The organism is Stenotrophomonas thermophila (genome assembly GCF_001499715.1).
Classification (GTDB): domain Bacteria; phylum Pseudomonadota; class Gammaproteobacteria; order Xanthomonadales; family Xanthomonadaceae; genus Stenotrophomonas; species Stenotrophomonas hibiscicola.
Window position 1 is genome coordinate 238089 of record NZ_CVIW01000001.1, and the last position, 14946, is coordinate 253034.

The window sequence follows — 14946 nt, forward strand, 5'->3', positions numbered from 1 at the left end:
GCGATGGCGCAGGACACCGATTGGACACCCGTTTCGCATGACACCTGCGACCAGATCGCCGGCCCGTTCTATCACGGCACCCGCGCTGATCTGGCGGTGGGCGAGCTGCTGAGCGCGGGCTTCCGCTCCAACTATCGCGACAGCGTGGTGATGAACCACATCTACTTCACCACGATTCCCAAGGGCGCCGGGCTGGCTGCGGAGATGGCTCGCGGTGAAGGGCGACCGCGCGTGTATGTGGTGGAGCCGACCGGGCCGTTCGAGGACGATCCGAACGTGACCAACAAGAAGTTTCCCGGGAACCCGACGCGGTCGTATCGGAGTGCGCAGCCGTTGCGGGTGGTTGGGGAGATTGTGGAGTGGGAGCTCTACGACGCGGAATTCGTTCGGCAGTTGAAGGCGTTTGTTGCTTCGGGGAGTGGGGAGATCATCAACTGACACTGATAAGGAGGAAGATCAGCGCTTCCCTGCGGCCGCTATTTGCAGGGTGTGCTACCCGGTAGCTCGCCCTTCAGCCGTCGCATCGTGGAGTCGAGCGCTCCAAGGAACGACGCATCGTCGTCTGTCACAAGCGCGCGCGCCCGCACCAGCATCACCTCAGCCCGGCGGCAATTCTCCCTCCCCCCCAACGAAATGAGATGGGAAGCGAGGCGCTGCATCGCCGCAGGATCTCCTCTCGAAACCCCCTCCTCCATCCATTGCCTATAGAGGGCTGCATTGCCTATCTCGCGGTAGTGATTCTCCACCAACCCCTGAGCGTGCCCATCGCCAGAGCGGGCCCTGGCTTCCATCTGTGCTGCGGATTCGGGGCCGTAGCTTTCGCTTCTGCTCCCTGCGATCACATCGCCTGTGGCTTTCTCGGAAGAGGTTCCTCCGGAATTGCCACATGCCGAAAAAAGCAACATCAGCCAAGCTGGCAACGAAGCCTTAAGGCTTGTCATTTTGGTTTTCCGATGGTCTGAGTAAGAGGAAGCCTACTTCCAGTCTGTGATCCAGCAAATGTTATGGTCGTCGAGCCGTTTGCATTGAATCGAATCGTCTTGATGGCTGGGCCTGAACTTCCCGTACCGCCTGGAGTCAATCGATTCCAGACACCTGGCGCGCCCTTGCCGTCCTGCTGCATGTTAACACGCAGGGTAACAGGGCCACCTGAGTAGTTTGTGGGATACATGACAAAACCACTCGGCGCATAGACGGTGGAATCGTTCAGATCGGCCCATAGCTGGCCAATTGACTTGTTCAATCCTATTGGGGCCACGCCTAAATGACACGCAGCCATGAATACGGTTTGCCCACGTTTCAAGCCGAAGTCACTTCGAGCGCGATCAAGGGACTCCGACGATTTGAAGTCCGTGTAGCGCGTTGAGTTGCGCTGGTCCTGTACCAGATCTGGATTTGCGTGAGCGGTGAGCGTAAACATTGAGCGTGAATCTACCGCGTCTCCAGCCCTCCTTAATCCCGCCGGATCGTGGTCGCCGAACAGATTCATGCTGGAACGGCCATCAGGATCAATATATCTATACGGATTGTTGTCGGCGTACCAGTAACGATTGAACGATCCCGCTGGAGTTCTATGGGCAGCGATTGGGTCCACTGACAGAAACCGCCCCACCTGCGGATCATAGTAGCGCTGCTGCATGTAGGACAGACCATTAGTGCTGTCGCTCACATGGCCAGCATAGCCGACGCCATCAGCAAGAGGGCGCTCCAGCAATTCCCCATAAGGATCGTAAACGCTTCTCTGGACTACGGCTGCGGCCGTGTCTGTGACCGCAACGGGCGATCCCAGCGCATCGAGATGCTGGTACTTGGGCCGGGTCACGCCATCACTTCCAGTCTCCAATGTCGCGACTAGCAGCTCTCCCAGGTAGAGGTACTCTCTGGATGTCCCATCACGCTCGCTCTGCTGGCGACGGAGCCTTCCCTCCCTGTCGTACATCGAGTGAATGGAACCACTACCCTGCAACCATGCCAGTACGCGCCGACCATGCGCATCGTAGCGGTATGTCTCAGGGCCCGGCGCCAGTCTCATTCGATTGCCTATGTCGAAGACAAAGCTCTGCCCGTTTCGCATCGACAGGTTGCCTTGCACGTCGTAGGACAGCCCCATCGTTGTCGCATCAGCACTGGATCTGACGTTGGTCAAACGATTGTGCTGGTCATAGTAGTAGGAATGATCCTTGCCACCCGCAAGCTTTGCGCTCTGCATATTGTCCAAGACGTCATACGTGAAACGAACAACACCATCCCCCCCAAAGGCGGCGGAGGTGGCCTGGGTGAGACGATCCAAACCGTCATACATCATCGTGCGGCTGCGGCTTCCTTGTCCGATTTCGGCAATCGTGACAACGTTTCCATTCAGATCGTAGTCGTAGTTCAGAATACTGACATTCGGAAGCGCACTGAGGCGCGCCGGGAGCCCTCGGACGTTCAGGTCCTGCTCGAACCTGATGCCATTACCATACGTGAAGCGGCTTGCAACACCTGCCGGGTGATGGGACGCGCCAAGCACGTAGTCTCCAACCCGGGTTGCCCGGCCGAGAGCATCAGGCGCCAAGGCCACATACAGGCCACTGGGATACTGGATCCCGCTACGCGAGCCGTTGGCATCGTAGGAATAGCCAAGTCCCCACGTGTACCATCCCTCCTGTGAACTCGACTCTCCAATCAGCAGCCTGCGCTTGTTGTAGCTGTAGGCATTGATGGTGTGATTTGCTCCTCCGTCATTAGCCGTAGAGATGCGCGCAGGCAACCCATCTGCGGCATAGGTCCAGATTTGATTGCCATTGCCATCCGGGAAGGAGAGCGTAGACACCCGATTGCGAGCGTCATAAGTCAGATCGACACGACGAGGCGAGCCATGGGCGGCAGCTATATCGCAGTTGCCCGGATCCGGAAGGTCCAAGCCGCTCGCTGTCCAGATGGTATTGTCCCCGCCGTCATATCCCATCACTGTGCTGCCAGACTCCGGTTCGATCGACTTGCACAGGCTTCCGCCCTCGCCGTAAACCAGAGTTCTGCGCAATTGGATGCTGCCAGTAGCATCCCTACGCACAATGGCCGTCGGGCGCCCATATCTGTCGCGGGGGATATCAGTAAACTGCCCCTCGGGCGCACTGATTGCGATCACAGCCGACTGGATAGGGGAACCGAAAGCCTGATACTGGAATCTCGTAGTGGCTCCCCGAGGGTCGGTCGTCGCTCTCCGATTCCCGGGCTCGTAGGCCACAACGGTCGTTGCGAGTCCCGCGTCAGTATCCTTTGAAATCGATGTCACCCGCCCCAGTGCATCGTATTCGGTCCAGACACCTTTCAATGGTGGAAGGACGACGCGAGTATTTGTGTTGGCGGTAGCGTCTCCGAAGCGTCCAACGCCTTCCTGATTCATCCTCCACTGGAGAGGGTACTGACCCGCCGTTGATGGCGCAGTTATGGAGAACAGAAACTCGACGATTCCATTCGTTGGAACATCATGCGGCAGGGGGATTCGCGCTGCACCCCAGACGGTATTGTCCGAAGGGCTTTCCGTTGCAAGGCTGTAGCCTGCACCACTGCTCCAGGTCGTCTCGCCAGTATTTCGAAAGCGAAGACGCATCTGGACAGTGCTCCCTGCCTGCACTTCAACCGGGATGCCTCCTCCCTCCTCCGTACGCGCATTGTTTACCGGTGCCGCCACACTGATCACTACATTCGACGTCGCAGGGCCAAACCATCCTTTGCCATCCGCCCACATCTGCCGCTGGAAGTTGTAGTTTCCTGGCGTCGCTGGCGCCTGCAGCGGGACAGCGATATCCACAACTTCCCCTGGCGCTACGGCTCGTGGGAGCGCGGTACGCGCCGCTCCCCATTGGGTGGAATCGGTCGGGTTTTGCGCCCCCAACCAATGGCTACCCGGTTGCCACACCGTATCGCCCGTGTTCTTCATCCTAACAAACGCCGTCTGGGTGCTACCCGTTTTCATTGCAGGCGCAACGCTCTGACTCTGAAACTCGGCGCTGTTCACCGGCTGCCACACAAAGAAGCCAATCTGGCCCGTGCTCAGACCAAACCAGCTTCCATTCCGCTGCATCTGGAAAGTCACGCCATACCAGCCTCCATTGGCAGCCCCTGTGCTGGGTGTAAGCGTGACGTTGAAAGTGGCGCTTTGACCGGGAGGTATGACCGCAGGAACGGCTGAGCTCGCTGCGTTCCAGTAGACCAGCCCGTTGTCCGGCATGCTCAGCGCATAGCCTCCCTCCGGTGACCAGGTGGTCTCGCCCGTGTTCCTCATGGTCACAGTTGCGACGAACGGTTGCCCCGCGACCACCCGATCTGTATTGAGCGATGCAGCAACCTTCTCAGCGGAATCCACGGGTGCAGGCGGTGGATTGACCGTGATGACCACCGGTCCGCTCTGCAACGACCGGACAATTTCCTCACCGTTGAGATTGCGGATGCCCTGGGCAGTCAGCATGTACTGGTACGTACCAGGTGGGAGTCCGTAAACGGTGTAGGTTCCGTTGGCGAAATTGCTGAGCAGAACTCCGTTCTGTGTCAGGCGTACGTTGTCGATGTACTCCGATTTTGATCCGCCGTTGGTGCTGCCATACCCGACCGTCATGCTGACGGTAGCGGGCGCGGTATACACCGTCTGTGCGGGGCCGGTCAGCTTCACCCATGCCTGGGCATACGCGGCGGGGCTGGCTGCCAGAACCAGAACCACCACTGCCATGGCACGAATCCAGCCCAGTCGCTCAGTGAGCGCCGAATTCATCAGGATGCTCATCACGGCTCCCCCAGACGATAGCGGCCCGGATTGGACTGGAAGGTGGTTCTTCCAGCGTGGTCGTACGCGCTAATCACCTGCATCAGCGTGGAGCTTCGACTTGTCGCGTCGTACTCCTCCCTCAGCACTGGACGCAGGAGTGCGTCGCGATAGGTAATCCGACGCGCATTCCCTGTTGCCTCGATTTCTCGCCAATGACCAGCAGCCAAGCCTCGCTCAGTACCGGCAGTACGTTGGTGATTGATGACGGTATCGTTCCAGCCAACGGTGTCATCCGACGGATAGCGGATCAGACTCACGCGTCCCATCGCATCGTAGGCAAATACCGTCGTTGCTGATGTTTCGTCGGTCTTGCTCAGCAACCAGCCATTGTCGTCTACCGTGGCAGAGATGCTGGTGCCATCCGCGTAGATAACACGGCGGGGAGTACCCCGCTTGTAGTCCTGCATCTGCGTAATGTTGCCGTTGCCATCCTTCGCCTGCACCACGTTTCCCAATGGGTCGTACGCAAGCGTCTGTTTCAGCTTGCCAAACAGCCACGTTGCTTGTGGAAGCGATTGGGCATTGTACTCAGTCCGGCTTTGCTCGATCCCCGTGTCGATATCGACGACACGCGCCTTCTGTCCCAATGTCCAGGAAGAGAGATCGTCATGGAACGTGGTCCGGTCCTTGGATACACCGACATCGCTGCCACTATAGGTTTCCACCGGCCTTGCGAATGCGTCGAAGCGATCTACCCGTTCGGTGTAGGACGTCCCCTCGCGGAGGGTTACTGCCAGCTTCTGCGGCTGGATGAGGCCCTCCGCGGGCGTCATGATGCTCAGCGATTGCCCCACTAGAGGAATGAACTGCCCTGCGGCGTCTTCCTTGGCCAGGTATTGGTAGGTCACACCCTCCAGCGTGGCTCCTGCAGCGTTGGCGGTGCGCGTTTCCAGAATCTTTCCTTCATCGATGCGCGGCCGCACCCCGAAACGATAGCTCACGACGCTACTGTCCGGCTGGGTAATCGTCGTCCATCGACCGCCGGCGGAGAATCCGTCTTGGAAGGAGTAGGACGTCGCCATCGTAGGCAGGCCGGCGCCCGTGATCGTGCGCTGCTGCAGGCTCCAGACGCCGGTATAGGGAATCTGTTCCGGCGACGAGCAGGGGCTTATGTCTGTCGCCCGGTAAAAATAGCGATAGGCAAGCAAGTAGGCTGCGGTGGCACCTGATGGGTGACCTACGGTGTAACTGTAGGGTCCGTATACGGTTCCCATTCGCGGATCACATTCTGACCCTTCCTGTGTAGGACCAAACGTGGGCGGCCTGAGGGTGCCTGTAACCGTGTAGGTCCAGCGAGTGCCGTCAGGCTGCACAACCGCCGCCAAGCCACCGTCGATGCCCGATCCAAGGGCACCTGGTTCGCGGTACTGATAGGTCCACGTGCGACCATTTGCCGAAGCGCTGGAGATTCGTTCGCCGTTGTAGGCAATGCTTATCGATCGCCCATCACTGCTGCTGATCGAGGTGAGCTTGTCGCCTGAGTAGGCATAGTTGACCCAGTTGCCGAAGCGATCTTCAACCCGAGTCGCCAGAAAGAACACATGGCTGCGCGAAAGAACGCGGGTCGGTGCCAGCGGATTGTCCCTGTAGCTGAACAACGGCATTTCCCGGGTGACCACCCAGTTCAGGTAGTACTTGGTCCCATCCGGCGCCAATGCAAGAAAGGCCTCGCCCGGTACTCCATTCTGCGTCTGCGGCAGACAACGGATCCGGACATTACCCGTCGTTACCCATGCATACGTCAGCCCATCGGCAGGCATTGGCACGCCAGCAGAAGCCACCAACAACTGCGATGTTCCATCGCCGGGGAGATTCAATCCATATCCATTCCAGAATGCGGCTTCCGGAAAACTGCCCATGCCGTCGCCGATGTAGGGCTTTTTCTGCTGGGAACACCTTTGAAAGCGCGAAGCGTCGTCGTCGGGCCCAACCACCCACCCACGGCTGCTGAACACGCCCTCAAGATGCGGAATATCGATGTCCCAATCGTAGAAGCCGGCAAGATCGCCAGGTTTGCTGTCTTGATAGAGATAGCGCTCGCTTATCGAGCGCTTCCGAACCAGTTCCACTGGAGGTCCGGCATTTCCTGGGATCGCGATATCGGTTACCGAAAAGCTGAGCTGACCATTGAACAGTGAGATGTTCTCGCCGAAGGTCTTTTCGTCAAGGCGCCCCATCTGTTGTGCCTTGCCCACCTTATTCGCGTACTCCGATTCTGGTTGCACAAGCTGCTGGGCAGCAACAGACGAAGCAACGAGGCACAGCAATACTGGTGCGAACCGCAACCACCTGGATCCCATAACGTTCCCCTGGCGAAAATGAACAATCCGTTCATGCAGCGACGCCGATTCTGCACTGAGATTTCGATACGCACAGGTCAGTGAACGCCGCAACTCGCCGTAGGAATTCTCCTACTTCCAGGATCCGTGAACACGGGTCCCCAACGAATCTGCACAACTTCCGCGCTATGCGCCCACGCCAAAAGCGACTAGGACCCTGGCGGTCTCCGACCAAATCCTTGGCGTTCCACACAACGGCAGATAATCGCCACTTCCACCCTGCAACGGCAGTAGGGACTCGAAAGCGCGCCGTTGTGATGAGGTTCGCGCATGCCAGCCGGCATCAGCTTGGGTACCTAGCCGTAGTCTGAGGGGAGAAAGGTCCTTGACAAGCACCCGCTATTGCCAAGGGCGTAGCGCTAGCGTCGAGTGGTTCCGTACCCAGCGACGATGCACGCAGCAAAGTTATCCTGATGCACTCGCACGTAGATCAGCCAACGGCGAAGAATCTTCACCACATTCTCAGCTCCACGCGCTCAATGGCCCTCCATGTCCGTCCCATGCCTACCCCTCAATTCACCGGATGCGTCGTCAGCTCATTGAAGCTCCTGCGCACCAGATACAACGCAACCAGGAACGGCCACAGCGAGTTGATCGACGAGAACAGGCGCTGCGTCAGCCCCCTGAACCCCTCCGGGTCCGCTCCCACCACGTTCAACCAGAGATAGACGATGCTCACGACGCTCACCGCAGCAGTCACGGAGTACGCCCTTCGGTTGGCAGACCATGCGCTCAATTCGATGTGCGACATCGCCGGTGCAATGATGTTTGCGATACCGATGGTGTAGAAGCCGTGCATCGGATGGCCCATGGGCCAGAGCCCGTTGGTCAGCATGGAAATGCCAAAGACCAACCAGCAGATTGCACCTACGGCAATCCGCCGGCCGGACTCCCGCCATACCCCGATGGAGAACGCCACGAAGCCCATACCGGAGCCGATAGCCGCAATCCTGCCGCAGATGCTTGCAAGCGTTGGCGCCTGCAGCAGCTCGCTGGCGTGCTGTGCAAGCGGGTTGTAGCCCGGCGCGAATACGGCGGCAACGCTGGTCCAGAACAGGAACCAGGGAAGCGGGACCAGACCCGCGCAGAGAAGCAGTCGGCTGCGGCGTGACACGTGCAGTGGTCCTTGTTTGGCCTGCGCCAGTGGGTGGAATCCAATCGAACACTGCAGAACCTTCCTACTGCGGGCAGGACGATCTTGATTGACTACAGCAGTAGTCAGATTGCGCGTGGCGCTCGATAGGTTCAATAGGCAAGAAGTCATCTAAACCAACTAGCGGGTGTCGCAGCGGTTCGGTTGCATGGGCGATCACACATGTCCGATGGGCGAGTACTGTCGCATTTGCCGCGCCTTGCATCTCTGGCGGAAGGTTCTGACGACTCCGTTCCAGAAGTGCCGTTCCGCTTGGCACGCCAAGGCTCTCGCCGCTTCCGGTGCTATGCGACAATGCCAAAAGCGTCTCGGGTTTTGGCGGCATTGACCCCTACCCGTTGGCATTCCGAACAACAGCAGGTAATCGTTACTGCGCCACCGTGCATCGGTGGTCGGGACTCGAAAGCCCGTTTTGTTGGGAAGTAGTTTGCGCTTGCCAGCCGGCACCACCGCGCGTGGTGCCGGCTGGCAATCCGTCTGCCGGCTATGGCGGGCGGGGCGTGGGGGTCTTGTCCCCGCCGGTTCCCAACATCCGGTTTTCGAGCCACGCTCTGCCCGCCACCTTTATCGGTGGCGGCGTCCGCCTGCTTGCACGGAGCCCGCCATGACCACACCGCACTCCCCTCCTCCACGCCCCATCCAGGAAGCACCGTCACCCGCGCCTGCGCTGGACCCCAACAGCCTCATCGCCATCCTGCACGCCATCGGTGCGGGCGCTGCGGCCGACGGCCAGCCCTGGCCCGAGCGGCACCACCTGCGCAGCCGGCAGATCGCGTTGTCCGACGCCGACTGCGCGCTCACCGGCCAGCGCATCGTGCAGGAGATCCTGCTGGCGGCCGAGCGCACGCGCCAGAACAGCGAGCCGGAGCAGTACGTGGGCGACCGGGTGATGGAGGGGCTGGTGATGGCCGATCTGGCGCTGACCGCCTTCATCCACGAGCGGATGCGCCCCAAGGACTGAGCGCGCTTATGGCGCGGACCTTTCTGCCTGTGTGCGGGGTGACGTATGAAGATGCAGGGCGTGGCCGCTGCGGTGGTGTGCATCGCAGTGATCGGCGCGATGTGGGTAGAGCGGCCCGAGCCCGCGGGCGATCAGGTGTGGGCCTACCAGAAGCTGCAGCCGGCCGATTACCGCCTGCTGCACAGTGATGCGCTCGGCTTCGTGACCGCGAAGGCCCGCGAGGGCTTTGAACTGCACACGCGCCATGCCGGGGCGACGTCCTTCGAGATCCGGTGCAAGGCGTGCTGGTGATGGAGGTGGAGAACGCGCCCTCGCGCGTGCTGATCCGCATGCCTGCCGATGCCCGCTGGCGGGCACCGAATATCGAACGTCTGCGCATCAGCTTCGAGCGCTGGCTGGATCTGCACCAGAGCCAAGGGCGGTTGCTGGTGGAAAGCGCGGGGCCTTCGTGGGTTGAGGCCCGGTTTGGGCGCTTCAATGGGTTGGTGCAGGATGAGCAGCGGTGTCTGCTTGGGGCCCGAGGACACCGCCAAGCCGATCCCACCAACTACTTCAGCGCTGAAGTGCCATCGTAGGCTGACGCTCACAGTGGCGCTGCGTCTGAACAGCAAGGGGCCGCCCGATGCTCGATCGCGAGGGGCCAAGCTCCGCCACAACTACTTCAGGAGGCTGGCGGTCGAAGCCCTTGTAGGCGGTGCACGTCTCTCCCGTCTGGCCAATGGGATACGTTGAACTCTCCACCTCTTCCCCGCACCCCGGCAGGCCCATGGCGAGCGAGAGGGCCATCAGTACTCGCAAGCCGCCAGGGACTTGAAGTGAACGCAGCTTTTCCAGCAGCCAATGTGGAGATTGGCATGCTTTCACTTGAAGGCCGGTGAACCTCCCCGCAAAAAGCACAAGCCGCCCATTGGGCGACTTGTTCTCTAGTGCAAACGAGATCACGGAAGGGGGCACGCCTATCGCCTTCGACGCGAATTTTCCCACCACTGCTTCAGCGCAAGAAACAGATGAAGGAATAGGAAGATCACCGCGAAGTAGCCCCAAATACGCAATCCCGTATGCATAGCGTCCGGGTAATTGCGGTACGTGAGAACTGCGAAGTAAGAAACGCCAAAGACCGCAGCGAGAAGCTGAGTGCCTATGAGGCCTTTCAACAAGGGACTCATTTTTTCTTCTCCAGTTCCTTCTGCACGATAGTCGCCCCTGCTCCCGCCAGGCCCTGACCCGCTTGGGACGCCGCACCCTGGAGTGCCGATTGCCTGGGAATGGCAGTTCCGGTTGACGCAGTGGCACTTGCCATGTTCGGCCCACCTGGGCCGCGGGATTGACTCAGCCGTTGGAGTGATCCGCGTGCAGCTGGGCCTGCGAAATCACCCATGGCAACGCCAACCCCGGAGGCTGCCAATCCACCCGCTGCACTGCCAATCGCATTTGAAGCGACGCCCTCCGCCGTGATGGGTTGCCCTTTGATTGCGCTCTCTGCGGCGGAGCCAGCACCGCCCGCCACCGCATTGACCACGGTCTGTATGGCAACCGCACGCCCTACCGAAATCGTGCCGGAACCCACTGCCGCAACGGCCACTCCACCAGCGCCTCCGGAGACTGAGCCAACCGCAGCAGCAATGCCAGCCTCCACTTTGTCGATAGGCTTATCCGGATTCATGGCTTTCTGGACCGCGATGTCTGCGAGGCCGCCCAGGACGGCGCCGTAGATGAATGGCATTACCGGAACCCTTCCGTCCGGATCGGTGAAGGAGTACGGATTGCCATAAGCGTAGCTGTATCGATTGAAGTGTTTCGTGCTTGAATGCGTAGAGATCGGATCCACCGAGAGGAAGAGTCCCAACTGGGGATCATAGTAGCGCTGCTGCATGTAGCTCAGCCCAGTGGCAGCGTCGCTCACGTGTCCCGTATATCCAGGTCCATCCGCAACCTGCCCGCCAACAACGGCCCCATAGGGTTCGTAGTCATAGCGCTTGACCACGTTGCCATTGGCGTCGGTCTCGGCAACCACCGAACCAAGCGCATCGGTATGAATGTAGGTGACCGTCTCGGCACTTGCCGATGGCGTCAGCGCCAGGCTCATCATTAGTGTGCAACAGAGTCAGGCCCCCACGGGGCCCCGTTCGGGAATGCGCTTCGCCACCCCCCAAAGGACGAGGGAAACACGACGATCAGCCTCCTCAAACGTTTCCATTCCCCCCATCCCCTTGAAAGAGCCTTCCAGCAAGATTCCGTCTTCATATCACAGCCCCCGATGGCTGGGGAAGTCACATTGAAAACCAATGCGAGTCGATGTGAATCAAGCGGTGGCTGTTGCCACGCTGTTTTTCCAGAAGCATCCATGGTTGCACCACCTGGATGCCCCAAGTGGAATTGGCGTAGCGCTTGGAAATGCGTGGCCATGTGTAACCGACGCTATTCAATTTGAGTAGCACGTCAATTTGAGTAGCACGGCGAATTGGCGTCCATCGTTCACTTGATGGCCGAATCTTGCTTCCGCAGAGGAGGAAGGCATGCCCCAACCGTCTGCCGGAATCCCCCTAGCCGCTTCACCAGCAATTCCCGATGGTTGGCCGCAGCTCACCTGCCGCACCATCGAACATCCATCTGCAGGAAACCACACATGAGCCTGGCGCTGGTCCACAGCCGTGCACGCGCCGGGGTCGATGCCCCGCTGGTGCGGGTGGAAGTGCATCTCTCCGGCGGCCTGCCTGCCACCCAGATCGTGGGCCTGGCGGAAACCAGCGTGCGCGAATCCCGCGAGCGCGTGCGAGCCGCCCTGCTCTGCGCGCGCTTCGACTTTCCGCAGCGGCGCATCACGTTGAACCTGGCGCCTGCGGACCTGCCCAAGGAAGGTGGTCGCTACGACCTGGCGATTGCCTTGGGAATTCTTGCGGCCAGCGGACAGGTCGATCCGCAGTCGCTGCTGCAATACGAGTTCCTGGGCGAGCTTGGCCTGACCGGTGAGCTGCGGCCGGTGGCCGGTGCGCTGCCCGCCGCGATTGCAGCCGCCGAAGCCGGGCGCATTCTGGTGGTGCCGCCGGGGAATGCCGCAGAGGCCGCGTTGGCCGAGCACGCTGATGTGCGTGTGGCGCGTACGTTGCTGGAATGCTGCGCCGGGCTGGGCAATCCGCGCCTGTTGCCACCCGTGGAGCGCGTGGACACGACACCATTGCCACTGCCCGATCTGGCCGACGTGCGCGGGCAGGCGCATGCACGGCGCGCGTTGGAAGTGGCCGCTGCCGGTGGGCACCATCTGTTGTTGATCGGTAGTCCTGGCTGCGGCAAGACACTGTTGGCCTCGCGCCTGCCCAGCCTGTTGCCGGATACCGAAGAGACTGAGGCGCTGCAGCTTGCCGCGATTGCGTCGGTGAGTGGCGAAGGGCTGGACCCAAGACGTTGGCGGCAGCGGCCCTTTAGAGCGCCCCATCACAGCGCGAGCGCGGCGGCGCTGGTGGGTGGGGGCAACCCGCCCTGCCCCCGGTGAAATATCACTGGCCTACCATGGAGTCCTGTTCCTTGATGAGCTCACCCTTAGGCTGTCAAGTTGTATGACAACCATTTTCGCATTGCGCACTCTCGGCCCGTTACAGAAGCAGAACAGCCTTCTCGAGTGGACCGCGATCCATGTGGAGTTGGTAGACACTGATGAAGCCCCTCCTCGCACTTGGTCCAAGCAACTGTGCAACGACAGCTACTTGAGGCACTTCCCCTTCGAGGCGTCATCTCGGCGAACCGCACGGGCGAGCGGACATGCCCTTCTTGTTCGTTGAAAGAAATTTCGCCGTTCAGGACATGGGTCCCCTTGACCGGTATCGGCCAAGGGATGCTTACCGGACGCAGCAATCGACCCTTCCTACCGCTCTAGCGAAAGGCGACCAGCTGCTATGGTTGAGTAATGCTAGTGGAGATCTACATCGCGCCCTAACGGTCTATCGACAGCCGCTTTGAAGCCATTCTTCGGCGGCGACAAGGGTGAGATCCTTCTCTTCAGATCGTTCCTGAGAGATCCAAACGTCGGGCCTTAGACGACCAGGAACGGTAACCCCATCACGACCGGCAAGCCTGGCCGTAGTAAGGAAAAGAATACTCCCGTCTCCCAAAGAGAATGCCTCCCTAGCGTCAGCCATTCCTCCGGTAGGCTGGCCAAACAAGCGTGCCTTGCTGCGCGTAGAGAAGACAGAGGCAACGACTTCGCCGGAGCTCAGCGTACCGGGTCCAATGAGCACAGCCACCGGCAAATCGGAAAGCATGGATTTCCCATAAGCCGGAATTGCACCCATCGACTTCTCCCCAAGAAAAGCTCTGTTCTCCCGGATCCCCCAAGCCTGGCGCGTACCATCCCCAGAAACAAAGTATCCGAGTCGCCCCTCGCCTACGAGCGGTGCGATCGCAGAAATCATTTTCCACATGCTGCCTCCGCCATTCTCACGAAGATCCAGAATCACCCCGCATTCCGCCGCAGCGCCCCCATTGCTGACATCAGCGTTGGCTTTCGCGGCAATCGCTTCGTCGAACTCAGTGAGTGTAGGCAACTTGACGTACATATAGTCGTCGATCGAAGCCACTTCAATCCGCCTAGGGGTACCGTCGCCCTTGAAGGCAGACATCTTCTCCTTGACGGTCACAGGATCAACCAGCATGGAGTGCTCATCACCTAGAAGACGCAAAGTCGCATTGATCTTCAGAATGACATCGGACTTCGTGGCCCCCATACTCACCAAATGCCGAAGCTCGCTCTTGGCCACATTCCAGCGAGGGTCAGCAGCATACGGAGAGCGCTCATCAATTTTCTCCATCGCAACACCGGCGAATCCCGCTGGGGTTCGAGTGCGGATTCTATCCTGAAACACCAAAGCCGCAGCCAGTATGACGGCGACAGCCGCGGAAATTGAAGCTACTGATAATCTATTAATGTTAATTAGTCCGAGACTAGGATTTATGATGCGCGTGTTGCGCCTGAAATTGCTGAACAAGCGAATGGATAGTCTCGTAGGCTGCCCATTCCCGCCTTCTAGGATTCGCACCCGAGAGGCGTGCGACAGAAATGTGAGCTATCTCGTGAAAAAAGACTTCGATTGCATTAGCGCGGGACTCAAGATGCTCGTCGTCTTCCACGATTGAACGGTCCGACTCTGCACCACAAAGCCGACCTACCAGATCGAGGACGTCGGCACTGCCACGAGTGGAGTTCCGCACCTCCCGCAGATAGGCCCTATCTTCTTCGGATAGACCAAACTCCTGCTGGAAGTATCGGCGGGCCCGCAGCAATCTGTCGACCAACTTCGCTCGCCCGCATCTGAGATCTTGCGCGACCTGGAGCACAGCACGAACTGCTGAAAGCGAGTGATCTTTCGCGACATCAGCGCGCAGCCCAGCAAGCCGTCTCTCGCTGTCAAATGTCCAGTAATCCTCCACCTCATCAATAAGGCTGCCATACCTCGAAAACTCGGGAAGATAGCGCCTCTCGGAAACGTCAAGCATCGACAGCCCGCCAGCGCCAATACAGCTACGAAGGACAGCCTCCCTAACCCTTTGATGAAGACAACGAGAAATATGGATACGAAATCTCAACGTGACCCCATAGAATAGGTAGTGCCATTTCGGGCGAGTAACTCCGGAATCTCGCACCGTAGCCAGGGCCTCTGAAATTGCTCTCGCGCCGCAAGCGCGGAGGCCAGCG

The 14946-nt window shown here is 59.6% G+C and carries 8 protein-coding genes and 2 pseudogenes; 4 read left to right on the top strand and 6 right to left on the bottom strand.

Annotated elements, in window-relative coordinates; translation table 11 throughout:
* Positions 1-3 precede the first annotated feature (3 nt).
* Entirely contained in the window at positions 4-438 is a 435-nt protein-coding gene (gene arr / locus BN1263_RS01110; protein WP_058978937.1) for an NAD(+)--rifampin ADP-ribosyltransferase, read from the top strand.
* Positions 439-937: 499 nt separating this feature from the next.
* On the opposite strand, the gene BN1263_RS19860 is transcribed toward arr, so the two are convergent.
* The 3 genes from BN1263_RS19860 to BN1263_RS01130 form a co-directional block, all read right to left on the bottom strand.
* Positions 938-4765 carry an RHS repeat domain-containing protein gene (locus BN1263_RS19860; RefSeq protein ID WP_080398749.1) on the bottom strand — a complete coding sequence of 1276 codons (3828 nt, stop codon included), beginning with the start codon at positions 4763-4765 and terminating at the stop codon, positions 938-940.
* A complete protein-coding gene (locus BN1263_RS19865) occupies positions 4765-7074 on the bottom strand; it encodes an RHS repeat domain-containing protein (RefSeq protein ID WP_186008941.1) in 2310 nt (769 codons plus the stop codon). Before BN1263_RS19865 ends, BN1263_RS19860 begins: the two co-directional genes overlap by 1 nt.
* Positions 7075-7657: 583 nt before the next feature.
* Entirely contained in the window at positions 7658-8260 is a 603-nt protein-coding gene (locus BN1263_RS01130; RefSeq protein ID WP_058978946.1) for a DUF998 domain-containing protein, read from the bottom strand.
* A gap of 643 nt (positions 8261-8903) precedes the next feature.
* On the opposite strand from BN1263_RS01130, the gene BN1263_RS01135 reads away from it, so the two are divergent.
* Together BN1263_RS01135 and BN1263_RS01140 are read left to right on the top strand one after the other, a co-directional pair.
* Positions 8904-9260 (top strand): hypothetical protein, encoded by a 357-nt coding sequence (locus tag BN1263_RS01135; RefSeq protein WP_058978948.1) that lies wholly within the window; start codon positions 8904-8906, stop codon positions 9258-9260.
* A gap of 45 nt (positions 9261-9305) precedes the next feature.
* Positions 9306-9835: pseudogene (locus BN1263_RS01140) on the top strand (cold-shock protein).
* Between the two features lie 587 nt (positions 9836-10422).
* Here BN1263_RS01140 and BN1263_RS19870 read toward each other — a convergent pair.
* Positions 10423-11346: an RHS repeat-associated core domain-containing protein gene (locus BN1263_RS19870; RefSeq protein ID WP_251102154.1), complete on the bottom strand. Its 924-nt coding sequence runs from the start codon at positions 11344-11346 to the stop codon at positions 10423-10425.
* 540 nt (positions 11347-11886) lie between these two features.
* Between BN1263_RS19870 and BN1263_RS01150 the strand changes: the two are divergent.
* Positions 11887-12826 (top strand): annotated as a pseudogene (locus tag BN1263_RS01150) (YifB family Mg chelatase-like AAA ATPase); the annotation flags it as partial.
* A gap of 369 nt (positions 12827-13195) precedes the next feature.
* Here the strand turns inward: BN1263_RS01150 and BN1263_RS01155 are convergent.
* A complete protein-coding gene (locus BN1263_RS01155; protein WP_080398753.1) occupies positions 13196-14062 on the bottom strand; it encodes a S41 family peptidase in 867 nt (288 codons plus the stop codon).
* Between the two features lie 133 nt (positions 14063-14195).
* Positions 14196-14747 carry a hypothetical protein gene (locus BN1263_RS20345; protein WP_144435312.1) on the bottom strand — a complete coding sequence of 184 codons (552 nt, stop codon included), beginning with the start codon at positions 14745-14747 and terminating at the stop codon, positions 14196-14198.
* Positions 14748-14946 lie beyond the last annotated feature (199 nt).